Below are 24,430 nucleotides of genomic sequence, written 5' to 3' on the forward strand. Positions count from 1 at the left end.
TCCACGTCGATCCGGCCCGGGGCTCCGAACACCTCCCAGAACGAATCCGAAACGGAGTCCCACGTGAACCACCCCAGCGCCCCCGGCGCTTTCACGGTCATGAGCTACAACCTCTGGAAGAACCACGCCGTGAGCGAGCTCTCCCGCCTGGAGAGCGACCACCCGATCGACTTCCTCTGCCTGCAGGAGGCCCACACGAAGACTCTGCCCGAGACGCTCGGCGATCTGCGCCTCGCCGCGTCGACCGGCAACGACCGTCTCGGCCTCGCGGTCTACGCCCGGGCCGACCGGTTCCGCGTCGAGGAGACGAGGTCGTTCACGCTCGACCGATCGGTGCACGACATCGTCCTCGCCCCGACCCCGGAGCGCCTCGTGGGCGCGCGCCTCGTCGACGAGACGACCGGCGAGCGACTCGTCGTGGCGTCGTTCCACGCCGCGCCGCTGAGCGCCCTCAACCTGGTCCGCCGCCGGCAGATCCACGCGGCGCACGGGCTCCTGCGGTCCCTCGCCGGCGACGCCCCCGTCGTCATGATCGGCGACTTCAACTACCCGTTCTTCACCGAGAGCCTCCGCAGGCGACTCGCCGCGACGGACTTCGCCCTCACGCGCGGCACCGCCAAGACGTACCGGAAGTTCCCGATGTACCGCGGGACCTTCGACCTCGTGACCGCGGCCGGCTTCGACGTCTCGCCGATCACGACGCTGCCGCAGGGCCTCTCGGACCACTTCCCGATCCTCGCGACCGCCACGCCCACCGGCGGCGACGCGCGGGCGGACCTGCGCGTCTCCGCCGCCGGACGGGTCAGTCGCCCTTCACGTTGACGATCTGCCGGAGAGTGTGCCGGATCGACACGAGCTCCGACGCGTCGGCCATCACCTGGTCGATGGGCTTGTAGGCCTGCGGGATCTCGTCGAGGAACGCGTCCGTGTCGCGGAACTCGATCCCGGCCATCGCCTCTCGGAGCTGGTCGTGCGTGAACGTCTTCCGCGCCTTCGACCGTGAGAAGAGGCGCCCGGCGCCGTGCGGCGACGACTCCAGCGCCACGGGGTTCCCGAGCCCCTCGACGACGTAGGAGGCGGTGCCCATCGAGCCGGGGATCAACCCGTGCTCACCCTTCCGCGCGCTGATCGCGCCCTTCCGCGAGAGCCACACGCTCTTGCCGAAGTGCGTCTCCCGCTGCGTGAAGTTGTGGTGGCAGTTGATCCGCTCCTGCTCGGCGACGGGCTCGCCCACCCACTCCGAGACCTGACGGACCACGCGGTCCATCATCTCCTCGCGGTTGAGCAGGGCGAAGTGCTGCGCCCACCGGAGCTCGCCGATGTAGCGGTCGAACTCCCGCGTGCCCTCCACGAGGTAGGCGAGGTCGGGGTCGGGGAGGTCGATCCACCAACGCTTCATCTCGGCCTTGGCCACCGCGATGTGCCTCTGGGCGATCTTGTTGCCGACCCCGCGGCTCCCCGAGTGGAGGAACAGCCAGACCGCGTCCTGCTCGTCGACGCTGATCTCGATGAAGTGGTTGCCCGAGCCGAGCGTGCCGAGCTGCTCGCGCCACGAGCCGGTGTACGACGAGGGGTCGAACGACGCTTCGTCGGCGAGCTCCTCGAGCTGCAGGATCCGCGGCGCCGCCGTGGCGACGATCGTCCGGTTGGCAGCGCCCGCCGACAAGGGGATCGCCCGCTCGATCGCCTCGCGCACGGGCCGGCGCTCGGCGGGGAGGTCGGCCAGTGCGAACTGGGTCCTGACGGCGATCATGCCGCAGCCGATGTCGACCCCGACGGCCGCCGGCATGACCGCGCCGAGGGTCGGGATCACCGACCCGACGGTCGCGCCGAGGCCCAGGTGGGCGTCGGGCATGAGCGCCAGGTGCGGGTAGATGAAAGGCATCGTCGAGGTGGTGCGCGCCTGCGACTCCGTGGAGTCCTCCAGGAGGGTCGCCCAGCTGAGGAGCCGGTTGGTGATCTTCTTCATTGTCCTTTCGATTCTGAGTGGGGAGCGGATCGCACCCGGGGAGGCGCATCCTGCTCGACCCTGCAGAGGACGAGAAAGACGAGAAGCCCCGGGCCTCATCACGGGCCGGGGCTTCGACGGATCGAAAGCCCTAGCCCGAAACGGGTTCGCGGAAGGAGCGCTGGACGAGCTCGAGCTCGTAGAGCGGCATGCGATGCGTCGTGAGGGACACGGCATGACTCCTTCCGGGGGCGCGTGCCGGTTTCGGCACGGAACAGTCACCGTACCGGCAGGCCTCCCCGCCCACAAGAGTGTCTTCAGGCCGAGCGAACTCAGGGGCCGTTCCTGTCCCCCACACAGGAGCGAACAGGTACGTTCTTCCTCGGGGATCTTCTCCATCGGGTCGAGCTTGACCCGCGGCTCTGCAACACGGGCTGCGGATGATCACTCACCCGGCGGCAGGCCTGCTGGTGCAGCGCTGCACGAGCAGGCCTGTTCCCCGAAACCCGCCGAGTCCCGTCACCGAACGGGCCCGGCGGCCCTTCGCTTCCGGTCTGTCGTCGCCACGGGCGGCGACCTGTCTCGTACCCCGTTGGTGTCGGAATCTCTCTCGTGATGGTGTCTCGTCATTCGGTCGTGAACGAGCAGATCGCGAGCACCTCCGGTCCGCAGACAGCCTGGGGGTCGGCCGCCAGGAGGCGCCCCTCGACGGCCCAGGCGAGCCGCTCGAGGTGGGGGATCCCGATATTGCCCGTGCCCGTCTCGCCGTCGTGCTCATCGTGGACGAGCGAAACGGACCACGACTCCTACTCGCCGTTCCAAGCCCGGAGTCGCTCCCCGAGGGCAGTGTCGACGGGGATTCCCGTGGATTCGACGAGCCCAGACCACCCCTCCGGGACGATGGCCATTGACATCCGCGAACACTTCCGAAATCGGCCATCCGATATTCGAAAACAACTTCTGGGTGGGAGCGCCGTGGCCACTCCCTCTCCTGCTCAAGCTGCATCAAGTGACGTCGTCTACGCCTGCTACGGCGGCGGCAGCGCCCCGACGATCTATTCCTCGACCACCAGCCCGTCGCGGTGCAACGGCATCTACCGGATCCAGAAAAATGGTGTCACCGTGGTGCAGATTGACCGGCGACGCGTCAAGGACTGGAATGGTTTCGTGAAGAGCGTGAGAGCCCTTCACGGTGACGCCAACAGATGGTGCAGCACGCATGCCCTCGACTGCACGGTTCTCGCAGGAATCGGGATCACCCTGCTGGCACCCCTACTCGTCGCCAATAGCTGATGGAGAGAGCCGTGAAATCCCTTACCAAGAAAGACATCATCGGGGCCGGTGCCTACGTTCTCGTGGGGGCGATCCTGCTCGTGTGGGGTCTCGCTGAGAACCAGGTGCTCGTCCGTACGCTAGGCGCCGGATTCCTCATTGGCGCGGTCCCGGGATGGATAATGCTTCGCCCGGCACTCCGTTCACGTCGCCGCCGCTCTGGCCGCGTCTGACCGGCTCCGCGCGGGCCGAGCGGGACGCGTTCGCGGACCCCTAGAACCACTGCAGAACCCACCCGACCAGGTTGGCAGCGGGGACGACCACCCATCTGTAGAGCCAGCGCCACGGCTGGGTCGCCGGGAAGTCCTTCGTCGGTGGGCGCAGCGACCTCCGCGGGGCATCGACGGGGCGGCTGTCGGTCATCGTCAGAGGCTAGCGCCGCACCGGTCGACGGCGGCGGCCTTAGACTGATCGGCTACCGTCCGCCGGCCCGAAGGAGCTCAGTGCTCGTCACCCTCACCTCGACAGCGCCCTCCGCCTCCGACCTGAGCCACCTCCTCCGCAAGCACCCCGACCGCGCGCAGGCGTTCTCGCTGAGCGTGGGGACCGCGCACGTCTTCTACCCCGAGGTCTCCGACGACCGGTGCACCGTTGCGCTCCTGCTGGAGATCGACCCCGTCGGGCTCGTGCGCGACAAGCGCCTCCGCGGGGGCGACTCCGCCGCCCTCTCCCGGTACGTCAACGATCGGCCCTACGCCTCCTCGTCGATGGTCGCGGTCGCTCTTGGACAGGTCTTCCGCACGGCGATGACCGGGCGGAGCGAATCCTTCCCCGTTCTCGCCGCCGCCCCGCTTCCGCTCGAGATCACCGTCGCGGCGGTGCCCGCGCGCGGGCGCGACACCGAGGGCCTCGCCACGCGCCTCTTCGAGCCGCTCGGCTGGCAGGTGGAAGAGACCCCGATCCCCCTCGACCCGCAGTTCCCCGAGTGGGGCGACTCCCCCTACGTCGATCTCGTCCTCCGCGGGAATGTCCGCCTGAGCAACGCGCTCCGCCACCTCTACGTCCTCCTGCCCGCGCTCGACGACGCCAAGCACTACTGGGTGTCCGACGACGAGGTCGGGAAGCTCCTCCGCGCCGGTGAGGGCTGGTTGCCCGACCACCCGGAGCGTGACGTCATCACCCGCCGGTACCTCGCCCACCAGCGCTCCCTGGTCGCGGAGGCGACGGAGCTCCTCTCCGCCGAGTCGCATGTCCGCGCCCTCGACGACGAGCCCGGCGCCGCCGACGCGGAACGAGGCGGGCAGGAGGAGGCCCAGTCGCGGCCTGCGCCGCTCGCCCCGCAGCGCGCCGAGGCCGTTCTGACCGCGCTGCGCGACGTCGGCGCCCGATCGGTGGCGGACGTCGGCTGCGGAGAGGGCGCCCTCCTGACGAGGCTGCTCGCGGATCCTGCGTTCTCGACCATCGTCGGCACGGATGTCTCAGCGAGCGTTCTGACACGGGCGGAGAGAGCGCTCGATCTGCGCGAGGCGAGCGATCGCAAGCGTGAGCGCATCCGGCTGGTGCAGTCGTCCGTGACGTATCAGGACGACCGGCTCGCCGGGTTGGACGCGATCGTGCTCATGGAGGTGATCGAGCACGTCGACGAGGAGCGTCTGCCGGCGCTCGAGTCGTCGATCTTCGACGCCGCGGCGCCCGGTGCCGTCGTCGTGACCACACCGAACGCCGACTTCAACGGCCTGTTTGACACGCTCCCGGCCGGCGTCTTCCGGCACGCCGATCACCGATTCGAGTGGACGCGGGCCGAGTTCGCCGCGTGGGCGGACGCCGTCGCCGCTCGACATGCCTACTCGGTCGAGTACCGCACGGTCGGCGACGTCGACCGCGATCTCGGGTCGCCGACGCAGCTTGCCCTGTTCCGGAAGGGCACCGCGCGATGACCCGTCTCGCCCTCCCCGACATGTCCCTCGTCGTGCTCGTCGGCGCCTCCGGGTCGGGAAAGTCGACCTTCGCGGCCCGCCACTTCTCCCGCTTCGAGACCCTTTCCAGCGACTTCTTCCGCGGTCTCGTCTCCAATGACGAGAACGATCAGGCGGCTACCGCGGCGGCGTTCGAGGCACTCCGCTTCGTCGCGGCGAAGCGCCTCGACGCCGGGCTCCTGACCGTGATCGACGCGACCAACGTCCAGCCGGACGCCCGCCGGTCATTCGTCGCCCTGGCGCGGGAGCACGACGTCCTGCCGGTCGCCGTCGTCCTCGACGTACCGATGAGCGTCTGCGTCGAGCGCAACGCCGGCCGCTCGGATCGCACCTTCGGCGCGTCCGTCGTCAAGCGTCAGCACGACCAGCTCCGACGCTCGCTCCGCCACCTCGGCAAGGAGGGGTTTCGCCGCGTGCACGTTCTCTCCGGGCTCGAGGCCGTGGAGGAGGTGGAGTTCTACCGAGAGCCGCTTCTCAACGACCGCCGCGAGGAGACCGGTCCGTTCGACGCGATCGGCGACGTGCACGGCTGCCGCTCGGAGCTCGAGTCCCTGCTCGTGAAGCTCGGCTACGTGATCGCCCGCGACGACCTGGGGCGTCCCGTCGACGCTGCGCACCCGGAGGGGCGCCGTGCGGTCTTCCTCGGCGACCTCGTCGACCGCGGACCCGACGCCCCCGGCGTCCTCCGCCTGGCGATGGGGATGGTCGCGGCCGGCCACGCGCTGGCCGTACCGGGCAACCACGAGGCGAAGCTCGTCCGGGCACTCGAGGGCAAGAAGGTGCAGACGAGCCACGGACTCGCGGAGACCCTCGCGCAGCTCGCCGGAGAGAGCGACGAGTTCCGGGCGCAGGTGCTGGCGTTCTGCCGCGACCTCGTCTCCCACCTCGTCCTCGACGGCGGCCGCCTCGTCGTCGCCCACGCCGGCCTGATCGAGAAGTACCACGGCCGGGCCTCGGGTCGCGTGCGCGCGTTCTCCCTGTTCGGGGACACGACGGGCGAGACCGACGAGTTCGGCCTGCCCGTCCGACTGCCGTGGGCGGAGGACTACCGCGGCTCCGCGACAGTCCTCTACGGCCACGTCCCGACGCTCGAGACGGAGTGGGTCAACGGCACCATGTGCCTCGACACCGGCTGCGTGTTCGGCGGCAAGCTCAGCGCGCTGCGCTATCCGGAGAAGGAGGTCGTCGACGTCCCTGCCGAGCGCGTCTGGTACGAGCCGGCCGCACCCCTGGGGGGCGCAGGATCCGCGTCCACGGCGCCCGGCTCGACCTCCCGGCGCGATCCGAGCCTCCTGCGCATCGACGACGTCCTCGGCAAGCAGGTCGTCGAGACGCGGGCGTTCGGCAAGGTCGGGATCCGGGAGGACAACGCCGCCGGAGCCCTCGAGGTGATGAGCCGGTACGCCACCGACCCGCGCCGCCTCGTCTACCTCCCGCCGACCATGAGCCCGCCGTCCGTGGCGAGCCGTCCGGGTCTCCTCGAGCACCCGGCCGAGGCGTTCGCCGCCTACCGGAAGGAGGGCGTCGACCGGCTCATCTGCGAGGAGAAGCACATGGGCTCGCGAGCCGTGGTGCTGCTCACCCGCGACGCGGAGCGGTTCGGGGCTCCTACGGGCTGGCGCGGCACGATCCACACGCGCACCGGCCGGCCGTTCTTCGACGACGCCACCACCGACACGTTCCTCGCGCGCCTCGACCGCGCAGCCGCGGACGCCGGGCTCTGGGACGAGCTCGACACGTCGTGGCTCCTCTTCGACGCCGAGCTGCTGCCCTGGTCGCTCAAGGCCGGACCGTTGATCCGCGAGCAGTACGCGAGCGTCGCAGCGGCGGCGACTTCGGCGCTGCCCGCTGCGGCCGGGATCCTGCGGACCGCCGCCGACCGCGGTGTCGACGTCGCCGACCTGCTTGACCGCACGACGCGCCGCTCTGCGAACGCGGAGGCCTACCGCGATGCCTACCGTCGCTACGGCGCCCCGGTGTCGGGGTTGAACGGGGTGCAGCTCGCGCCGTTCCAGTTGCTCGCGTCCGAGGGGGCCAGCCACCTCGGCCAGGAGCACCTGTGGCACCTCGCCATCGCCGACCGCCTCGCCGATGCCGACGAGACTCTCATCCGGCGCACTCGGCGGATCGAGGTGGACCTCGCCGCGGCCGACTCGGAAGCCGCAGCGACGGCGTGGTGGGAAGAGTTGACGGCCGCCGGAGGCGAGGGGATGGTCGTCAAGCCGTCGGCCGGTCTCCTGCGCGGCACCCGGTCGCTCGCGCAGCCCGGCATCAAGGTGCGCGGGGCCGAGTACCTCCGGATCATCTACGGCCCCGACTACCTCGACCCGTCCCAGCTGGAGCGCCTCCGCGACCGCGACGTCGGGCACAAGCGTTCGATGGCGCTCCGCGAGTACGCGCTCGGGGTCGAGGCGGTCGAGCGCTTCGTCGCCGGCGAGCCCCTGTGGCGGGTGCATCAGGCGGTCTTCGGCGTGCTCGCGATGGAGTCGGAGCCGGTCGACCCTCGGTTGTGAGGCGGGAGGGTGCTCGACGTCTCGCCGGATCAGCCGCGCCGAGGCCGGTCGACGCTGTCCCGGACGACGAGCCGGGGAACGGTCGACGAGAACGCGGGAGCGCTCTCCCCGTTGATCTGCGTCAGGAGCAGGGCGAAGGCGCGCGTTCCGAGGCCCGCGAAATCCTGCCGGACCGTCGTCAGCGGTGGGTTCCAGAGTCGCGCGAGCGGGTGGTCGTCGAATCCCGCCACGCTCACGTCGCCCGGCACGGACTTGCCGCCGTCGACGAGGCCCTTCACGACACCCATGGCGATCTCGTCGTTTCCGCAGAAGACCGCGGTGACGTCGGGACTGTCCGCGAGCGCTCGGCCCAGGGGCTCCCCGCTCTCGGGGTCCCACGTCGCGTCGAGGATCCCGGGAACGCGACGACCGCGGGCAACGAGTGCGTCTCTCCACCCCGACGTGCGACCGTCCTCCTCCCGCGAGGGCGGGACGCGGACGTGGTGGACCGTCTCGTGGCCCAGATCCAGGAGATGGTCGACGAGCTCTCGGGCGGCGGCCCTCTCGTCGAGCACCGCTTGAGGAGGGCCGACCTCCTGGATGCCCGAGATGGACACCGCCGGGACCCCCGGGGGCAGACGGTGGACGACCTGGACCCCGCACGGGTCGAACTTCAGGACGACGATCCCCGCGATCGGCTGACTCAGGACGGTGCCGACGGCACCGTCGACTGTCTCAGGATCGGACGTCTCCACCACGGTGATGGAGACGAGGAACCCCGCCTCCCGCGCGGCCTGTTCGACCCCGCGGATGGTCTCGGCGTAGCCGAATCGCGAGGTGTTCCCGGCGATGATCGCGACCATCGTCGGCTGGCCCGCCACGAGGGCCCGAGCGGTGGCGGACGGGCGGTACTTGAGTTCGTCGATCGCGCGGAGCACGCGCTCGCGCTTGTCCTCGCTGACCTTGGCCGCCCCTGTGAGGACGCGCGACACGGTGGGGATCGAGACGCCGGCAGCGCGCGCGACGTCGCTGATCACCGGCCTCGACGTTGCATTCGACACGATGCTCCCCTCTCGTCCTGATCCTGCCCTACTTGACCGCGCCGCTCGTGATTCCCGAGATGATCTTCCGCTGCATCACCATGAACGTGATCAGCAGCGGCAGGCTCATGAGGATCACGTAGGCGAAGATGAGGTGCCAGTTGTTGAGGTACAGACTCGCGCTGGCGACCTGGTACAGGTTGAGGGGCAGTGTGTCGAGCCGTCCGCCGAGCACGAAGAGCGCGTAGAAGACGTCGTTCCAGATGTACAGGCAGATCAGGATCGTCGCCGTGGCCAGAGTCGGTCCGAGCAGGGGCAGGATGATCGTGACGAACACCCGGACCGGTCCCGCGCCGTCCATGCGCGCCGCCTCTTCCAGCTCGACGGGAATGGTGCGGACGAATCCGGTGACGAAGAAGATCACGGTGGACAGGTACATCCCCATGTAGACCCCGACCATGCCCACGACGGATCCGTCGAGGCCGATGTACCGCAGCGTGAGCACGATGGTCACGACCGCCGGTGGGAGGACGATACCGCTGATGGCGAGCGCGTAGATGAACGCGGTACCACGGCTCTTGCGCCGCGCCAGCACCCACGAGGCCATCGAACCGAGAACCAGCACGCCGACGACGGACGGCACCATGATCAGGAGACTGCCGAAGAAGGCGGGCACCATCCGGCCCTGGTCGAACACGGTCGCGAAGTTCTGGAAGAGCTGCCAGTGCGACGGGGCCGAGAGGTTGGGGCTCAGGGCTTCCGCCCTGGTCTTCCCCGCCGTGGCCACGACGAGCCAGAACGGGATCCCCAGGAGGACCACGGCCATGCCGATGGCCAGGATCGGCTGAGCGAGCCGGCGGCGGCGCTTCGGATTCGTGCGGTGTGCGGTGAGTGCGGTCACAGGACACGCTCCCTGCGTCGAAGGATGATGATGACCGGGAAGGCCAGGACGGTGACCATGATGAAGAGGGCGAGGCTCATTGTCGTCGCCTGAGCGAAGAGCCCCTGGCCGAACGTGCGGAAGATGAAGATGTTGAGCAGCTCCGTCGACCCTCCGGGTCCGCCCGCGGTCGTCGCCTGGACGATGTCGAACCCGTTCATCGATCCGAGGAGCGACGTGGCCACGTTGAAGGTGACGGCGGGTGCCAGGAGCGGGAAGCGGATCTGTCGGAACGTCTGCCACCAGGAGGCGCCGTCGATGCGGGCCGCCTCGAGGACATCGGTGCTGATCGTCTTCAGACCGGCCAGATAGATCAGCATGGCCAATCCCATCCACTTCCACGCGTGGATGAGGGTGACGAGCAGGAGCGTCCAGGTGGTGTTCCCCAGCCAGGCGATCGTGACCGGGTGACCCGTGATGAAACCCAGGATCTCGTTGAGCCCACCGGCCGGCTTGAGCAGGGCCTGGAAGATGTAGCCGACGGCGAGCGCCGACATGACGACGGGCACGAAGAACGCGACTCGGACGATCCGGTTGACTCGGGTGTCCCGCTCCAGGACGAGAGCGAGGACGAGCCCGAAGAGATTCTGGAAGAGCGCCACCAGGATGCCGTAGACCAGCGTGATGCGGAGGTCGCTCACGAGGCTGCCGCTGGTGAAGACGGTGGCGAAATTCTCGAAACCCACGAAGTTGATGGCCGACTTGAAGCTCGACCAGTCCGTCAGCGCGTACACGAAGTTGAAGAGCGTCGGGATGAAGAAGAACACGACGAGAACCACGAGGGCCGGCAGGAGGAACCAGAGCGGGTGGTTCCGTCGCGCGGCCGCCTGCCGGGCCTTGCTCAGAGGGGGGCGGGTCTCGGTGTCCGCCGACCGTTCGAGAGTTGCTGTCATGGGGTGCTTTCGGTTCGGAGGGGACGGGGCGGTCGCCATCGGCGACCGCCCCGTCGGAAGAGGTTAGAACCCTGACGCGCCCTGGGCCTTGGCCAGCTGGGCGAACTGGGTCTGCGTGGACTCGGTCACCTGCTTGGCCGTCATGGTTCCCTGGATCATGTTGTCGAGGTACAGGTAGAGGTCCGGGTTCGCGATCGCGAGGGCCTGCATGGAGCCGACCGACGTGTTCAGCGACGCGGCGACCTGCTTCAGGGCCTCCGGCACCGTGGAGGGCGTCTCGACGCCTTTCTCGAGCGAGACGGTGGACTGGTCCTTGACGAAGTCGGCGTAGCCGTCGCCCATCCAGTAGGACAGGAACTGCTTGGCGGCCGACTCCTTCTTGCTGTCGCCGGTCTTGAAGGCGACGAGCGCGTTGGACTGGTCGGGGATGAACGTGCCGACGTTGCCGGACGGGCTGACCGGGACGAAGCCGATCTTCTCGTCGAGCTCCTTCGTGGTCGACGTCGCCTGCATGGTCGTGAAGAAGGAGTTCACCTGGAGTGCCATCGCCGCTTTACCGGAGAGGATCGCGGCGGCCTGGTCCTGCAGGGTGCCGGTCTTGATGTCCGAGTTGAACAGCCCCTCGTCGATGTACGACTTGTAGTTGTCCACGGCGGTCTGGACCGTCGAGTCGGTGAAGGCGGTCTCGTTCTTGTTGATCTTGGTCCACAGGCCGTCCTTGGCCGCGTCGGCGAGCTGAGCCTGCACCCACCACTGCGTGGCCCACTTGTCTCCGCCCATCTCGTAGAACGGGTCGATCCCCTTGGCCTTCAGGGTCTTGGCGTCGGCGATCAGCTCCGACCAGTTCTTCGGAGTGTCCGTGATGCCACCCTTCGCGAGCGTCTGCTTGTTGTAGAAGACGCCGATGACGGCGGGGCTGGTGACGAGAGCGGCGTAGCGGGTCCCGTCGAGCTTGCCGGTGAAGTCGGCGAGATTGCCGGTGTACTTCGACAGCCAGGGTGCGCCCGTCAGGGGCAGGAGGTTGGTCTTGGCGTTGAGGGACGTCAGCTCCGACGCGGTCGGCTGCCAGAAGGCCAGGTCGGGCTTGTTGCCCGTGGCGACCTTGGTCTGGACGCCCTGCTCGTAGGGGTCGGGGATCGTCTGGACGGTGACCGTGGCTCCGGTGAGCTTCTCGAACCCCTTGATGACGCTGTCCGCCGTCTTGTTGGAGTTCGTGGCCGCCCAGATCGTGATGGTCGTCCCCTTGAGGCTCGCATCCTGCTTCGCCCATCCGCTGTCGGACGAACTCGTCCCGCCCGCGCCGGGGGCGCTGCAACCGGCGAGGACGAGAGCCGCCGAGACGCCGACGGCGACGACGGCCCCTTTCAAAGCTTTCTTCATTGAACTGCTCCTTGTGTGGTGGTGCTTCGTGGTGGTGGTGGTCAGGGGAGTCGGGTGATGCGGAACAGACGGGCACCGGGCTCCGTCGTTCCCTTCTCGACGTGGAGGACGCCGGTGTCGGCGTCCCAGGTCGTCGGCCAGTCCGGAAGATGCTTCGGGAAAAGGGTGACGACGTCGATTTCGTGTCCGACGAATTGAGGGAGGGAGACGCGAGCCGCGGTTGCGGCGTCCGTCCGGTTCCAGAGGGTGACGTGCGCGACGCCGTCGGCGAGGAGCCCCATGGCGACCCACTCCGCGTCCCAGCTCGGGAGCCCGAGGGGCCAGAAGGGCGTCGACGTGGAGACGGGGGCACGAAGTGTCCGGGCGATCGTGATCGCCTCGGAGACGATCCCTCGTTGCGCGTCCGTCATGTGGTCGAGGTGCCCGGAGAGGTAGAACCGCCCCAGGAGGCTCGTCGTCAGGGTCAGGGCACTGGTCTCCGGCGACATCTCCGGCTGCGGGTACGCCCAGTTCGCTGCCTGTTCCGGCAGCATCGCGACCGGGGCCGCCGCCGCGATGGGCGGGTAGAGCAGGGGATCCTGCTGGTCCGACGTCGACTGGAGATCCATCCGCGAGAGCATCGCGAAGTCCATCCGCATGGCGCCCGAGGCGCAGTTCTCCAGGACGATCTCGGGGTGCCGACGGTAGAGGCCGTCGATCCAGGCCAGGTGCGCCCGGTTGTGATCGAGCATCCCGGAGCCCGGGCTGACCGCGTCGCGGTCGGTGCCGACCCCGGGGTTGATGTTGTAGTCGAGTTTGAAGTAACCGATGCCGAACTCGTCGACGAGCCGGTCGACGACGGAGTCGAGGTGAGCGACGGCGGCCGGATGACGCAGATCCAGGTGGTAGCGCTCCTGCTCGATCACACGGACGCCGTGCCGACTGAAGAACGCCTCCTCCGGCAGATCGTCGGCCATGCGGCTCCTGACGCCGACGACCTCCGGTTCGAGCCACAGTCCCGGCACCATTCCGCGGTCGCGGATCCGCCTGATGATCGCGCCGAGTCCGTCTCGGAATCGCGTCGTCGAGGGCTGCCATTCGCCGACGGAATCCCACCAGTCGCTGGTGTCGTCGTACCAACCGGCATCGATGCAGAACACGTCGGCACCGACCGCCGCGGCAGCGTCGATCAGGGGCTCCAGCTTGTCCGAGGTCGGATCGCCGTTGAGCGTGTTCATGTAGTCGTTGAAGACGATGGGCATCGCTTCGCTGTCGGCGCTCCGACGCCGCGCGGATCGGCGGAACGAGGTGAGAGCGGCGATGGCGATGGTCGTGTCCGCCCCGACGGCGATCGTCGCCGGGACCGACGTGAAGGACTCGCCCGCTTCCAGGATCACGTTCCAGTGGTGATTGCTGTCGGTCGGACCGCTGACCGCGAAGTAGACGTCGGCGATGTCCCGACCGACCTCGAACCTCCAGCCGCCGTTGTGCTGGACCTCCCAGGCCCACGCGAAACCGTGGGATGCCGACGAGAGGATCGCGACGGGGATGTGTTTCCCGGTCGACCACGACCCCTCCGACGCGAAGACCTCGGCACCGCGCCCGTTGTGACCCGTGAGCCACGAGGCCGTGTCCGGCATCCGCAGCGCGTCGAGCGCTTCTCCCGTCCACCGCCCTTCGGCGAGCCAGTCGCTGTAGCCGCGAGTCAAGACCCAATCGCTCGCCTCGGAACCGCGCTCGGGCGAGCGGCCGGCGTACGCCGCCCAGGTCGCCACCTGCTGGAGGACGACGGACTTCTCGGAGCCCGTGTTCTCCACCCGGACGCGGGACGTGAACGCGGGAGCGCCCCAGGGGCTCGTGAGGGTCATCGTGACCCGGAGGTGCCGCGACGGATCGTCCGCGATGATCGCCAGCGTGACCCCTGACTCGTCGTCGCGGGTGTCGTGGGAGACGTAGACGAGGTCCTCGCCGACCGCCGTGTGGACGAGGCGGGTGTTGGCGAGCGCGTGACCGGCGTCGACGACGAGAACGTCCATCAGAGGCAGGCCGGCGGCGATCTCGTGGAGACCTGTGCTCTCCGACCACACGCTCGTGAGAGTCGGGGCCGCTCCGGCCCGGAGGTCGAAGGTCAGCGTGAGCCCCGGGTGGCCCCAGGTGGTGGTGGTCGTGGTTGCCAGCAGTTCAGACATGCGTTCCTCGCTCGATTCAGCGGGAGGGTCACACCGCTGTGATAGCGATATCAAAGCATAGCGCTTGGAAAATTGAAAGCGATTTCTTCTGAAACTTTTTTCACGGCCGATCGCCTTGTATTCGGCTTTGAAATCGGTATCGTCGGGCTTGCGGCAGTTCCGGTCCCAGGGGGTCGGCAGCCGCTTTCGCGTGTCAATCCTCAAAGGAGTGGATCATGATCTTCGCCCATCACCATCGTGCGCGGCGGTTCGGCGCCGGCATACTCGGGGTGGCCCTCGTGGCCGGACTGAGCGTCGTCGCGGCGCCCCCGGCGCAGGCGGCCACCGACGCCGTCTCCGTGAACTTCGCCTCGTCGACCGGCAGCTACCACGGCGGCGCGGCCGGTGCCCTCTACGGACTCAGCGACGACGGCGTTACCCCGTCCGCCGTGACAGCGGGGGCCAACCCGGTCACGCTCAGCCAGAAGGATCCGGGCGGCGCTCAGCACCCCAACGGCGACGCCCTCAAGGTCTCGAACGAGTTCTTCTCGACCGGTGGCAAATACCTGTTCATCTACACCCAGGACACCTACCCGGACTTCCCCTACAACGGCGGTGCGCGGCCCACCGACTTCTCGACCTACGTCACGGCCGTCACCGACGCGGTGAAGGCCGTGAAAGCGACCGATCCGAATCACTTCGCCCAGTACGTCTTCCTCCCCTTCAACGAGCCGGAGCAGGAGTGGTACGGCAACTACTCCGCCGCCAACTCTCAGCGACTCGTCTCGGACTGGGCCACGGTCTACGCCGCGATCAAGGGTGTCGACTCGCGCGCCCTGGTCGGCGGACCCGCCTTCGCCAACTATCAGCACGGCTTCGAGAGCGATCTCCTGACCTACGGCAAGGCGCACGGCTCCCTGCCGGACTTCACGCTGTGGCACGAGCTGAACCGCGGCTCCCTCGCCAACTACGCCGGGAACTACGCCGACTACCGCGCCCTCGAGACGTCGGTCGGCGTGAGCCCCATCCCGATCAACATCAACGAGTGGGGCGACCGGAGCGACCTCTCCGTCCCCGGTCAGATGATCCAGTGGTTGGCCATGTTCGAGAAGACCAAGGTCTACGCCGACACGGCCTACTGGTCGTATGCCGGCAACCTGAACGACAACTCCGCCGGCCCCAACAGCGCGAACGGCGGCTGGTGGATGGAGAAGTGGTACGCCGATCTCTCCGGCAACACGGTCGCCGTCACCCCACCCCAGGCTAATACGCCGCAGACCGTGCAGGGCATCGCGACGGTCGACGCCGGCAAGAAACAGGCAACCGTCCTCCTCGGGGGGAACGGCAACGCCGTCTCCGTCAGCCTGGCGGGACTCGACCAGAGCGTGTTCGGCACGACCGTGGACGTCACCGTCGCCCGTGACACCTGGTCGGGATACGAGGGCAGCGCCCTCCAGCCGAAACCGTTCCAGACGCAGCGGCTTTCGCTGACGAACGGCACGCCGTCGATCACGATCCCGAACTCCGATCGGATGAGCGCCTACCGAATCATTGTCACGCCGGCGGCCACCACGGCACCGGCGGTGGACACGACCTGGTCGACGAGCGTCGAAGCGGAGAACACCACCCTCACCGACGTCACCGCCTACGCGCAGGACACCGACGCGGACCCGATGACCTTCGCCACGAGCAACAAGAAGGACGTGGGGGACCTCAGCCACGTCGATTCCGCGCTCACCTGGAACGTCACCGTCCCGGCCACCGGCACCTATCGGCTCGGGATCTACGACGGGACCCAGGCGGCACCCGGCCAGAACGCCCTCTTCGTCGACAACGGGTTCAGTCAGATCGTCCAGTACACCGCGGACCTCAGCTACACGTACCGGAACCGCACGGACGTGCTCGTGAACCTCGCGGCGGGCACCCACGCCCTGTCGATCCGCACGAGTCGAGACGGGTCGACGCTCCTGCCCGGCAGCAACCTCGCCATCGACAAGTTCGACCTGACCCAGGTGGTCGGCGCCGAGAGCGCCTCCTACCCGGCGCGGTTCGGACGCGTGGCGGGAACGACACCGTTCGTCTCGGGCCAGGGACGCAACGGCGCACTGGTGTCCGTCACCGGCTCCGCGAGCGACACCTTCTTCATCGCCGCGGGTGACGACGGGTACTACGACCTGGCACTGGATTACCGGACGCCGAACGCGGCCGCGACGCTGGCCGTCACGGTCAACGGCCGGCCGCTCAGCGGGTTCGCGTCGACGTCGGCGGGTGGTTGGACCTCGACCGCACGCGTGCACCTCGCTGCGGGGATCTCGCAGGTCCAGGTCTCCGCCGCGTCGGGGACGGCGCAGCTCGACACCCTCCGCACCGTGCGGGCGACCGGCGGCGACAGCTCGACCAAGACGATCGAGGCCGAGAGCGGCACGATCTCCGGTGCGTCGCGGGTGTCGACCCTCGCCGCTGGCACCAACGCCTCGGGCGGGAAGGCCGTCACCTACGTCGGCAACGGTTCGGGGAACACCCTCACGATCGCGCGACCGACGGGCACACCCGCCGGCCTCTACGACCTGGGCGTCCACTACGCGAACGCCGAGCAGAACACGGCCAACCACTACAACACGGATGTCGTCAGTCGCACGATGACCATCGCCGAGAACGGTGGGGCGACTACGCAGGGGATCTTCCGTCACAACTACAGCTACGCCAGCTTCTGGTGGAAGACCGTCCCGCTCCAGCTGACCACGGCGAACGGTGCGCTCGTCCTCGGAAACCCGAGTTCGTACGCCCCCGACCTCGACCAGGTGACGCTCTCTCCGCTGCAGCTGTCGTCGTCCACTTCGACGTACACCGGATGACCGCTGGGCCGCCCGGGAGCCGCGACGTTCATCCGTCGGCGACTCCCGGACGGCCTTCCTGCTTCGCGTGGCGCCCCCGGGCTGACGCCGTCGACCGCGCGTGTCGTCGGGGTCGTTCGCCAGAGGGATGCCGCGAGCCCGCGCTGCCGGATACCGTGACCCATGGCCTTGTCGAGGATCATCCTCCGCGCCACCGCGATCGTCGCCGGTGTGCTCGGGGCGCTGCTCCTGCTGTCGTGGGTGGCGGTGACGTGGTTCTTCGGCGGGTTCCACATCAACATCGCGAAGCAGGCCCTCGCTCCCACCGCGCGGGCCCTCGACGAACTCGGCGTGCAGAAGATCTGCGACGACGGGGACGCGGGCTACGGCGCCAACAACGAGCCCTGGTACACGGTCTACTACCGGGTCGAGAAGGATGAGCCCGCTGCTCGCAAGGCGGTCTTCGAGAGTGCTGCCCAGGGCGGCTTTCTCCTCCACGAGATCGTTCCTTACGCCGGAGACACGGAATACATCAGCGCCGCCATGTCCAGGGCGGGCCAGACGAATGCGCCCGGTGCCTACCGCATCACCATCAACACCCGCGCCGAGACGGCGTTGCAGTGCAGGGGGTCCGCGGACTTGGTGAAGGCGCCCGCCGGCGGGGCCATCTACGAGATCCGGTTCAGTAGCTCGATGCACACGTCCTAGCGCGAGGGCGGTTCAGGGAGAGCGCGACGCCTCGCACTTGAGCCCCTCGCACGTGCGCTGGGCGGTAGCCCCGGGGCCGACGCTCACGACGGCCCTGCTCGCCGGATCCGCGGGGCTCGGATTTCGCCACGTCGATCAGGGCGCATCCGCTCGATCGTGGGGCCGATTGTGTCCATCGGGTGGCTGTGGTCGGCGCGGGTGCTGGTGGCGGTCGTCGCGGCCATGATCCTGCTCTGCCGGCTGACGGGAGCGTCGATCGACGATCTCACTGCCGATGGCGGCGGCCCGTTTCTCTCCCAGTTCGCCCTTGCCATCTCCCTGATCTTCGGCATCCTGTCGCCGACGATCCTTCTTCCCTTCAGCTACGCGGGGACGACCCGAAAAATCGGGTCCGTCATCACGGGGCAGACGGTTTTCGGCCCGCGAAGGATGGACATTCGCACCTCGCGATGCTTCACGTGGTCCCTCCCCGGCCTGAGCGGTGTCTCGGAATTCGTCAGCCTGATCGGTCGCTCCTCCGGGCTCTTGATCGTCTCCTCGACCGGCGACATCACAGGCGCGTCGGACCTCGCGCAAGGCGTCGACCGTGGCGCGGCGTCTGACAACAGCAGGACCAGTCCTCCACGTGAGTTCGTCAGGACGCTCGCCTCCTCGGCGATTCACGCCATCCTCTTCTTCTCCTTCGCCTGCGTCGTCACGGTTGCGACCGCGGGCGCTGCACTGGGAGGCTGACGCCGTACCCATTCGGCGTGCGCTCCGAGACGATCCTCGACGTCAGTCCTGGATCGGATGCAGGGCCGCCTTCAGCTTCATGCGTGCCCGGTGGTAGCGGCTTCGGACCGTGGCCGGTCGCTGACGCAGAAGCACCGCCGCCTCGACGAGAGAGAACCCGTCACTGTGCCCGAGGTGAATGATGTCGCGCTCGGCCGGTTTCAATTCGTCGATGGCCGTCGACAGCGATTCGGACAGGGAGCCGACGGCCGCGTTGTCGCGCGAACCGTCCGCGACCGTCACGTTCGGCTGCGAGGCCATCTCCTCACGAAGGCGATCCGCCAGAGCGATCCGCCGGGACAGGCCGCGATGATGCGTGGACAGGACTTTCCGAGCGACACCGTAGAGCCACATGCGGGCTTCGACGCCGTCTACGGGGATCGCCTCGCGGCGGCGCCAGGCCACCAGCATCGTGCCGCCGAGCAGGTCCGCTGCGTCCTCGGTCGGTGTCACCCGGCGAGCGAAGAACGACAGGAGACGCGGAGCCTCCGCCTGCAGCAGCTCTTCGAGTGACCCGGTCGGGGCTCCTGCGGAGGGCGACGTCCGGGATGCTTCGGGAACGGTCGACCTGCTCATCAGAAGTCGTTCTGCGGGCTGCAGGACATGCTGGATCCCGCCCAGAGGATGCTCGACGTCGAGGCGAGGTCGCCGTCCTTGAGAACTGCCGACGCTCGGGTCAACTGAGGCACCACGCTCTTCGCCTGTGCGAACAGGGCGTCGTCGATGTCACGAACGAATCGTGTCGCGATCGCGGCCTGTCCACCCCCGGTCCCGTGCGCATCGTTGTAGGCCTCTTGCCCGACTTTCACCCAGTCGTGACGCAGGATGCTGTCCATGAGACTCGACTCCGTCGCGTTGTCGACATTCCTCAATTCCATGAACGCCTTGCAGGTGACCTGCGTACCGGTCGACTCCGTGTAGGTGATGGGGACGGCCGTGGCTATCCTCACCGTGCCTGGGTCGGTCGTCTGGAAAGGGGGGATGCCGAGTTCCGCGGCGGTCACCCCGGCTCCGGCCGTGGCAAGGAGCCCACCGGCGAGCGCGACTCCGACGATCAGTTTGCGGCGGCGGGCGGGTCGGCTCTTCGTCTCGGCCGCGTCGACGTTGTCTTTCGTCGCGCGGACGAGTGCCGCCAGTGCCGTCGTGACGCCGGTGTCCCAGACGTGCTCGTCATGGTCGAGCACTTCGTCGAGTTGTTCGTCGTTCATGTTCTCTCCTGAGGTCTCGCGTACTCAGAACATGGCCGGTCGGGCCCGAAACGTTGCAGGCCCTCGGATCTCGTATCGCTGAGATCTGTTGCTCGCGGAACGCTCCACGATGGCCGCCCGCTCGATGCGTGCCCTGCAGGCCGGCAAGGCCGTGTCCGGCGCGCGATCACCGGTCGCAGTCGGCCGCGCTCTCACCGGTCCCGGAAGAGAAACCCATGACCAGTGCGGACGGATAAGCGTGCTCGACCCCGCTGCCACCGGTCAGGTGCAGGGTGAAGCCGCGGACGTATCCTGCCTCTCTCGAGGAGGCGAGACGGGGAACGACCGCGATCGTGAGGCGGGAATGCGCCGGAATGAGGGTCCCGGCGACTGGCCTGCGAGAGGACCAATCAGGGACGTCGTCGAGCGTCGCCGTCCCCAACAAGGGAGTTTCGTCGTCGAGGCGCCGAGGAGGCAGCGCTGCGTAGTCGATCGACGCGAGTCCGGACGTCGTGTTCGCCTCGATGGATCCGAGCGTCACGGGACCGTCACCGCGGTTCTCGACGCCCAGGCCGAACGCGACCGAACCGCTCGTGGCGCTCGGCATGCAGATGGTGCCACCACCGTCGACACGGAGGTCAGGTCGATTCGTCACAACCACCCCGAATCCGACGGCGGCGACGACGACGGCGAGCACTGCGGAGGAGGCGACGACGATGCGTCCGACATCGGGCATGGCCATACGGTATTGGACTCCGGCTCACGGTGGGAATCATGCGCGAATGTCGTTCATGCTCCGGCGCTCGTCTACGCCGATTCGAGAAGCCTCGGGCTCTCCCCGCACCGCGAGGGGCAGCACGTTCGAAGGCTGAGGAGCGCGCGGGAAGTCGCCCCTGCGCCACCGTCGAGTCGCACTCGCGAGACACTTCCGACAGCCGGCCAGCTATCCCCCGTGCAACCGCTTCGACCTTCCGGCCACCACGTCCCGGATCGGGCCTTCCAAGGATGCTGCGACGAGGACGGGGTGGACCCACCCACCGGAGCGAGCTACGCCTCCGCCCATGCCACCTGGGATCGATCCGCCCTCCTCGTGAGCCTCGAAAGCAAGGCGAGCCATCGTCTCGTCAGCCCAGAACAGAGCATCGATATCGGCCAGGAGCTGGCTCAGGTCACCTTCGGAACATTCGATGTCGCGGACTCGAAAGACTGCATAGATCTGACCACCGTCATCACCCTCGAACACGACCCAGCTCGAAGGCGTCTGCTCCGCGTCGGCAAGGCTGGCGAAGGAGCGGTAGGGCGTGTCCGTCGCGCGAGCCACCAGTTTGCGCAGGGGACTTCCGCCGGGTTCGTCACCGAGAGAATCCATGCTTCTCCATTCGCTGGTCGACGGGGTCAGATCATCGCGCGTGTCAACAAGAGCCCTTATGAGTCGTCTGAAAAGGCCACCGGGACCCCCCGAAGAACCATTCCCTTGGTCCTCGAACTGTCGGTAATCCTCGAACTCCCAGTGGCCGAGTCGGCCGAGTCGGGGGCCCAGATCCTGCCAATCGTCCGCCTCCTCGCCGGTGAAGAGATCGGTGACGACCGCTCTGACGCGAGCGGCGTCCCATCTCTCGATGATCAGATGGTGCCGCCCTACGATCGCCGGGCCACGCGAAAGTTCTTGGGCCAGCCAGGAGGGCGTGCAGACCAGCAGATCGAAGCTCTCCTCGCCGGGGCCGTCATCGGGCCCCGCCAGAACACGTATCCACTGGGCGATGTGGGTGAGCTGCTCCGGCGCGATCGAGTCGAGATCGTCGCCTTCGATCGTCCACACACTCACCCGCGCCCGCATGGCATCAACCTATCCGTAACGACGAGTCCCTCCCGCGGCCGTCCCGCGCACGGGTTCGGGACCGAGCAGCCGATCCGCCCTGCACTTCGGAGCGTGTGATCGTCTATCTGGACCCGATCCTGCGGCAGGATCCACGGCTCCGTCGTGCCATGCCAGGATCAAGGCGTGAGCGAACCGATCATCCTGCCCGCCCAGGCACCCGAGCGACAGGAGCTGCAACGGCAGGGCTGGGCCGTGGTCGCTCGCTCGTTCGGCGCTCAGCTCGATGCCGATGGCGCGGACCAGCAGCTATTGAGCGAGCTGATCGCCCGCATCGCCGACACCGGTCGGATCCGCGAACTTCGGACCAGCGATGTCGAGGCCGTGTTGGCCCTCGATGCGGCCACCGCAGGGGATTACCCCGGCAGCATCGCGACGCAGCACCAGCCACTCGACGCGTCCCGTGCCACGCCTTCGCCCTCGCGACGCGCCTTCGGCGCTCTGACGCCCGACGGAGACCTGGTCGCCATGACGTTCGTGGACATCGACGGAACCGACGCCGAGACGGACTTCACGGTCGTGCGTCGAGAATGGCGTGGACGCGGCCTCGGCACCGCCGTCAAGGCAGCCTCCCTGCTCGCTCTCCTCTCGGAGGGCGTCGGGCGATTCCGCACGGGCGGGTCCGCGGACAACGAGGCGATCCTCGCCTCGAACAGCGCCCTCGGCTACGTCCGCGACGAAGAGTGGGTGACGCTCGAACGCGTCGCTCCGTGACCGCTCCGGTCCGCGTCGAGCGGTGGCGATCATGAGTATGGTCTGACCATGCAGATCGAGGGGGAAGAACCGCGCCGGAGCGTCCGGATGTCACCCGGACCGTGGTGGGGCTTCAACGGCGTGGACAGGCTGGAGTTGCGCCCAGGCCTGCTCGTCCACTCGCACTTCATCCTCTTCCACGGATATCTCAGCCGAGTCCATGAGCTCGAACAGGTGGAAATCGTGTCGGTCGGCGAGGTACGGAGAGGCAGCAAGCGCGTCCTGAAGCTGCGCCTCCGCCTGAACGGCCGAGTGCGCCTCTTCACCGGCTGGGCTCACGACGCCGCACCATTCGTCGAGGCGCTGGTGACTCAGCTTCGACGGGTCTGACGCTGCTCACGCTCGGAACCGGTGCCGCACTGGGAGGTCAGCGCCAGCGGCGGCCAGCCGGCGCGGCGGCGCTACGCGGCGGCCGGTGCCCAGCCGAGCTCGGGACCGAGATGTTCGGCGAGGTCGGTGAGGATCTGCGCGTAGTCGTCGGGCTCGAACGAGAAGGGCAGCGCGAACGCGACCTCGTCGACGGCCTGGTAGGCGGGGTCGGCGTGCAGTGCGTCGGCGATCTCGGCGGAGGTGCCGACGAGGTCCGCCGCGAACAGCAGTTTGCCGGGCCCCTGGGGCACTCCGACGCGACCGGCCCGCGACTCGGCGTACGCGGTGTAGCGGGCCCGCTGCTCCGGCGTCGCCGTATCTGTCGGCACGACGACGAGGCCCTGTGAGACGCGGGCGGACGCGCCGTCCCGGTAAGCGTCGCGGTACGCGTCGATCTGGGCCCGCTGGTTGACGGCGAAGTCGGTGCCGGCGTCGGCCCGGGTCACGCTCGAGGCGAGCAGGTGGAATCCGTTCTCGCCCGCCCACACCGCCGAACGCAGGCTCCCCACGCCGCACCAGAGCCGGTCGGCGAGGCCGGGGCTGTGGGGCTGCACGATGTCGCTGAACTCCTCGATGCCGCGTCGGCCCGGGGACGCGCTGACGACGTCGCCCCGCACCAGGTCGCGCAGGCGCAGGAGGCGGTCGTAGCCGAGATCTTCCTGCTCGGCCGTGTCCGGGTAGATCGCGTCTCGATACAGGTCGAAATTCATCGGCGTTCCCGCCGAGAAGCCGGGATTGAGGCGTCCTCCGAGGAGCACGTCGACCGTGCCGAGGTCTTCGGCGAGGCGGAACGGGTTCTCCGCTCCGATCGGCGTGACGGCGGTGCCGAGCTCGATCCGGCTCGTCCGCTGCGACGCGGCCGCCATGATCGCGACGGGCGACGAGATGCCGGGCTGCAGGTGCCGGTGGCGCAGCCAGGCGCTGTCGAGGCCGAGCTGCTCGCCGCGCTCGATCACCCGCAGGGTGTCCTCGTGGCCGGCGGCCGGGGATGCGGGATCGAACGTCCCGATCGTGAGGAAACCGAGGCGCTGCAGCGGGGAACCGTAGACGGGCATGCCCCAAGTCTCGCAGGCACGCCCGCAGACCCGCACGCGCGGCCCGCCGTGTGCGACGAGGCATCCTCGTCGTCGTGCCCGCCGGATCCTGCCGCCCCTCCCGACCGTCGAGGAGTCAGTGGTCAGGATGCAGGCTCGCATCCGCCTCGCCGGTCCGCCAGGCCGTGAAGTGGACCGTGAGGCCGGCCCGCGAGGGGGCGCAGCACATCGGCCCCGCGGTGACGGCGGCAGCAGGATCCAGGGGTGCCACCCGCACGAGACGCCACGGTTCGTCGTCCACCCGGGCTCGGATGGTCAGGGCGTCGCCGGAACGGCTGGCACGGATGGTGACGATCCTGCCGTGCCAGCCCGGGACGGGCGACAGCGACCAGTCGGAGACGCCGCGGGTGACGACGGCGCCGAGGCTGTCCTCGCCGTCGCTGCGCTCCACTCCGGCCATGATCCAGGTGCTCTCGTCGACCTTGACGAAGATCCCGGCCTGATCGAACTGGGCCGAGAAATCGAGGTGGAACGACACCTCCATCGCGGTGCCCGGCGCGAGCGTCGCGAGCAGGCCGTGCTCCGTGTCGTGCACGAAGCCGTAGGACGTGATTCGCCAGGCATCGCTCCCCTCGACGGCGGTGACACGCATCCCGTCGTCGGCCAGCTCCACGCTGACGGGCTCGTTCGTCCAGGTCCCGGAGGCCCACTCGATGTCGGTCATGGCCTCGACTCTAGGGCGTGCCCGATCCTGGAGGCTCCGCTTCGAATGCGGGCCGAGACGCACGGTGAGGGTCCGGCCGGTGCGAC

Annotated in this window: 22 protein-coding genes; 9 read left to right on the plus strand and 13 right to left on the minus strand. The window is 68.5% G+C overall.

Annotation, left to right across the window (positions count from 1 at the left end; all coding sequences use genetic code 11):
- Window positions 1-63 precede the first annotated feature (63 nt).
- On the plus strand, window positions 64-822 hold the full coding sequence (locus AS850_RS13810; RefSeq protein ID WP_236940732.1) for an endonuclease/exonuclease/phosphatase family protein: 759 nt from the start codon (window positions 64-66) through the stop codon (window positions 820-822).
- Here AS850_RS13810 and AS850_RS13815 read toward each other — a convergent pair.
- The gene (locus AS850_RS13815; protein WP_119869636.1) at window positions 803-1,969 is read right to left on the minus strand and encodes an RtcB family protein; all 1,167 of its coding nucleotides are present in this window, start codon (window positions 1,967-1,969) and stop codon (window positions 803-805) included. The genes AS850_RS13810 and AS850_RS13815 overlap by 20 nt on opposite strands.
- A gap of 879 nt (window positions 1,970-2,848) precedes the next feature.
- On the opposite strand from AS850_RS13815, the gene AS850_RS16315 reads away from it, so the two are divergent.
- Window positions 2,849-3,241 carry a hypothetical protein gene (locus tag AS850_RS16315; RefSeq protein ID WP_123955520.1) on the plus strand — a complete coding sequence of 131 codons (393 nt, stop codon included), beginning with the start codon at window positions 2,849-2,851 and terminating at the stop codon, window positions 3,239-3,241.
- A gap of 252 nt (window positions 3,242-3,493) precedes the next feature.
- Here the strand turns inward: AS850_RS16315 and AS850_RS16565 are convergent, their stop codons facing one another.
- Window positions 3,494-3,643, minus strand: coding sequence for a hypothetical protein (locus tag AS850_RS16565; RefSeq protein WP_164088462.1), 150 nt, complete (start codon window positions 3,641-3,643; stop codon window positions 3,494-3,496).
- Window positions 3,644-3,723: 80 nt separating this feature from the next.
- Between AS850_RS16565 and AS850_RS13820 the strand changes: the two genes are divergently transcribed.
- Both AS850_RS13820 and AS850_RS13825 read left to right on the plus strand, forming a co-directional pair.
- On the plus strand, window positions 3,724-5,157 hold the full coding sequence (locus AS850_RS13820) for a 3' terminal RNA ribose 2'-O-methyltransferase Hen1 (protein ID WP_119869637.1): 1,434 nt from the start codon (window positions 3,724-3,726) through the stop codon (window positions 5,155-5,157).
- Window positions 5,154-7,709, plus strand: a complete 2,556-nt coding sequence (locus tag AS850_RS13825) for a polynucleotide kinase-phosphatase (RefSeq protein ID WP_119869638.1) — start codon at window positions 5,154-5,156, stop codon at window positions 7,707-7,709. Before AS850_RS13820 ends, AS850_RS13825 begins: the two co-directional genes overlap by 4 nt.
- Before the next feature lie 29 nt (window positions 7,710-7,738).
- Here AS850_RS13825 and AS850_RS13830 read toward each other — a convergent pair whose 3' ends face one another.
- The 5 genes from AS850_RS13830 to AS850_RS13850 form a co-directional block, all read right to left on the minus strand.
- The gene (locus tag AS850_RS13830; protein ID WP_236940733.1) at window positions 7,739-8,749 is read right to left on the minus strand and encodes a LacI family DNA-binding transcriptional regulator; all 1,011 of its coding nucleotides are present in this window, start codon (window positions 8,747-8,749) and stop codon (window positions 7,739-7,741) included.
- Window positions 8,750-8,777: 28 nt separating this feature from the next.
- The gene (locus tag AS850_RS13835) at window positions 8,778-9,629 is read right to left on the minus strand and encodes a carbohydrate ABC transporter permease (RefSeq protein WP_236940734.1); all 852 of its coding nucleotides are present in this window, start codon (window positions 9,627-9,629) and stop codon (window positions 8,778-8,780) included.
- On the minus strand, window positions 9,626-10,561 hold the full coding sequence (locus AS850_RS13840) for a carbohydrate ABC transporter permease (RefSeq protein WP_173795202.1): 936 nt from the start codon (window positions 10,559-10,561) through the stop codon (window positions 9,626-9,628). The genes AS850_RS13835 and AS850_RS13840 overlap by 4 nt, the downstream gene beginning before the upstream one ends.
- A 63-nt stretch (window positions 10,562-10,624) precedes the next feature.
- Window positions 10,625-11,941 (minus strand): ABC transporter substrate-binding protein, encoded by a 1,317-nt coding sequence (locus AS850_RS13845; protein ID WP_119869640.1) that lies wholly within the window; start codon window positions 11,939-11,941, stop codon window positions 10,625-10,627.
- Window positions 11,942-11,982: 41 nt separating this feature from the next.
- Entirely contained in the window at window positions 11,983-14,109 is a 2,127-nt protein-coding gene (locus AS850_RS13850; RefSeq protein WP_119869641.1) for a glycoside hydrolase family 36 protein, read from the minus strand.
- A 215-nt stretch (window positions 14,110-14,324) separates the two neighbouring features.
- Here AS850_RS13850 and AS850_RS13855 point away from each other — a divergent pair, with 215 nt between their 5' ends.
- The 3 genes from AS850_RS13855 (at window position 14,325) to AS850_RS13865 (ending at window position 18,362) form a co-directional block, all read left to right on the plus strand.
- Window positions 14,325-16,943: a CBM35 domain-containing protein gene (locus AS850_RS13855; protein ID WP_119869642.1), complete on the plus strand. Its 2,619-nt coding sequence runs from the start codon at window positions 14,325-14,327 to the stop codon at window positions 16,941-16,943.
- 162 nt (window positions 16,944-17,105) lie between these two features.
- Entirely contained in the window at window positions 17,106-17,630 is a 525-nt protein-coding gene (locus tag AS850_RS13860; protein WP_119869643.1) for a hypothetical protein, read from the plus strand.
- A gap of 168 nt (window positions 17,631-17,798) precedes the next feature.
- Window positions 17,799-18,362, plus strand: coding sequence for a hypothetical protein (locus tag AS850_RS13865; protein ID WP_119869644.1), 564 nt, complete (start codon window positions 17,799-17,801; stop codon window positions 18,360-18,362).
- A gap of 42 nt (window positions 18,363-18,404) precedes the next feature.
- Here AS850_RS13865 and AS850_RS13870 read toward each other — a convergent pair whose 3' ends face one another.
- From AS850_RS13870 to AS850_RS13885, 4 genes are all read right to left on the minus strand, one after another.
- Window positions 18,405-18,854: an RNA polymerase sigma factor gene (locus AS850_RS13870; protein WP_236940735.1), complete on the minus strand. Its 450-nt coding sequence runs from the start codon at window positions 18,852-18,854 to the stop codon at window positions 18,405-18,407.
- A gap of 122 nt (window positions 18,855-18,976) precedes the next feature.
- A complete protein-coding gene (locus AS850_RS13875; RefSeq protein WP_119869646.1) occupies window positions 18,977-19,609 on the minus strand; it encodes a hypothetical protein in 633 nt (210 codons plus the stop codon).
- 166 nt (window positions 19,610-19,775) lie between these two features.
- Window positions 19,776-20,324 (minus strand): hypothetical protein, encoded by a 549-nt coding sequence (locus tag AS850_RS13880; protein ID WP_123955521.1) that lies wholly within the window; start codon window positions 20,322-20,324, stop codon window positions 19,776-19,778.
- A 207-nt stretch (window positions 20,325-20,531) separates the two neighbouring features.
- Entirely contained in the window at window positions 20,532-21,407 is an 876-nt protein-coding gene (locus AS850_RS13885) for an Imm8 family immunity protein (RefSeq protein ID WP_216819765.1), read from the minus strand.
- A 183-nt stretch (window positions 21,408-21,590) separates the two neighbouring features.
- Here AS850_RS13885 and AS850_RS13890 point away from each other — a divergent pair, with 183 nt between their 5' ends.
- Together AS850_RS13890 and AS850_RS13895 are read left to right on the plus strand one after the other, a co-directional pair.
- Window positions 21,591-22,178, plus strand: coding sequence for a GNAT family N-acetyltransferase (locus tag AS850_RS13890; RefSeq protein ID WP_119869649.1), 588 nt, complete (start codon window positions 21,591-21,593; stop codon window positions 22,176-22,178).
- Window positions 22,179-22,226: 48 nt separating this feature from the next.
- Window positions 22,227-22,547: a hypothetical protein gene (locus AS850_RS13895; RefSeq protein WP_119869650.1), complete on the plus strand. Its 321-nt coding sequence runs from the start codon at window positions 22,227-22,229 to the stop codon at window positions 22,545-22,547.
- A 71-nt stretch (window positions 22,548-22,618) separates the two neighbouring features.
- Here the strand turns inward: AS850_RS13895 and AS850_RS13900 are convergent, their stop codons facing one another.
- Both AS850_RS13900 and AS850_RS13905 read right to left on the minus strand, forming a co-directional pair.
- Window positions 22,619-23,641, minus strand: coding sequence for an LLM class flavin-dependent oxidoreductase (locus AS850_RS13900; RefSeq protein WP_119869651.1), 1,023 nt, complete (start codon window positions 23,639-23,641; stop codon window positions 22,619-22,621).
- A 115-nt stretch (window positions 23,642-23,756) separates the two neighbouring features.
- Entirely contained in the window at window positions 23,757-24,344 is a 588-nt protein-coding gene (locus AS850_RS13905) for a DUF1349 domain-containing protein (protein WP_119869652.1), read from the minus strand.
- Between the last annotated feature and the right edge of the window lie 86 nt (window positions 24,345-24,430).

It is taken from the genome of Frondihabitans sp. 762G35, from assembly GCF_002074055.1.
Lineage (GTDB): Bacteria > Actinomycetota > Actinomycetes > Actinomycetales > Microbacteriaceae > Frondihabitans.

What these genes read in the sequence shown, in the direction of transcription:
- AS850_RS13815 (WP_119869636.1), bottom strand. Translation starts at nt 1,969, where the DNA reads ATGAAGAAGATCACCAACCGGCTCCTCAGCTGGGCGACCCTCCTGGAG.
- AS850_RS16315 (WP_123955520.1), top strand. Translation starts at nt 2,849, where the DNA reads ATGGCCATTGACATCCGCGAACACTTCCGAAATCGGCCATCCGATATT.
- AS850_RS16565 (WP_164088462.1), bottom strand. Translation starts at nt 3,643, where the DNA reads ATGACCGACAGCCGCCCCGTCGATGCCCCGCGGAGGTCGCTGCGCCCA.
- AS850_RS13825 (WP_119869638.1), top strand. Translation starts at nt 5,154, where the DNA reads ATGACCCGTCTCGCCCTCCCCGACATGTCCCTCGTCGTGCTCGTCGGC.
- AS850_RS13840 (WP_173795202.1), bottom strand. Translation starts at nt 10,561, where the DNA reads ATGACAGCAACTCTCGAACGGTCGGCGGACACCGAGACCCGCCCCCCT.
- AS850_RS13845 (WP_119869640.1), bottom strand. Translation starts at nt 11,941, where the DNA reads ATGAAGAAAGCTTTGAAAGGGGCCGTCGTCGCCGTCGGCGTCTCGGCG.
- AS850_RS13850 (WP_119869641.1), bottom strand. Translation starts at nt 14,109, where the DNA reads ATGTCTGAACTGCTGGCAACCACGACCACCACCACCTGGGGCCACCCG.
- AS850_RS13855 (WP_119869642.1), top strand. Translation starts at nt 14,325, where the DNA reads ATGATCTTCGCCCATCACCATCGTGCGCGGCGGTTCGGCGCCGGCATA.
- AS850_RS13860 (WP_119869643.1), top strand. Translation starts at nt 17,106, where the DNA reads ATGGCCTTGTCGAGGATCATCCTCCGCGCCACCGCGATCGTCGCCGGT.
- AS850_RS13875 (WP_119869646.1), bottom strand. Translation starts at nt 19,609, where the DNA reads ATGAACGACGAACAACTCGACGAAGTGCTCGACCATGACGAGCACGTC.
- AS850_RS13880 (WP_123955521.1), bottom strand. Translation starts at nt 20,324, where the DNA reads ATGCCCGATGTCGGACGCATCGTCGTCGCCTCCTCCGCAGTGCTCGCC.
- AS850_RS13895 (WP_119869650.1), top strand. Translation starts at nt 22,227, where the DNA reads ATGCAGATCGAGGGGGAAGAACCGCGCCGGAGCGTCCGGATGTCACCC.
- AS850_RS13900 (WP_119869651.1), bottom strand. Translation starts at nt 23,641, where the DNA reads ATGCCCGTCTACGGTTCCCCGCTGCAGCGCCTCGGTTTCCTCACGATC.
- AS850_RS13905 (WP_119869652.1), bottom strand. Translation starts at nt 24,344, where the DNA reads ATGACCGACATCGAGTGGGCCTCCGGGACCTGGACGAACGAGCCCGTC.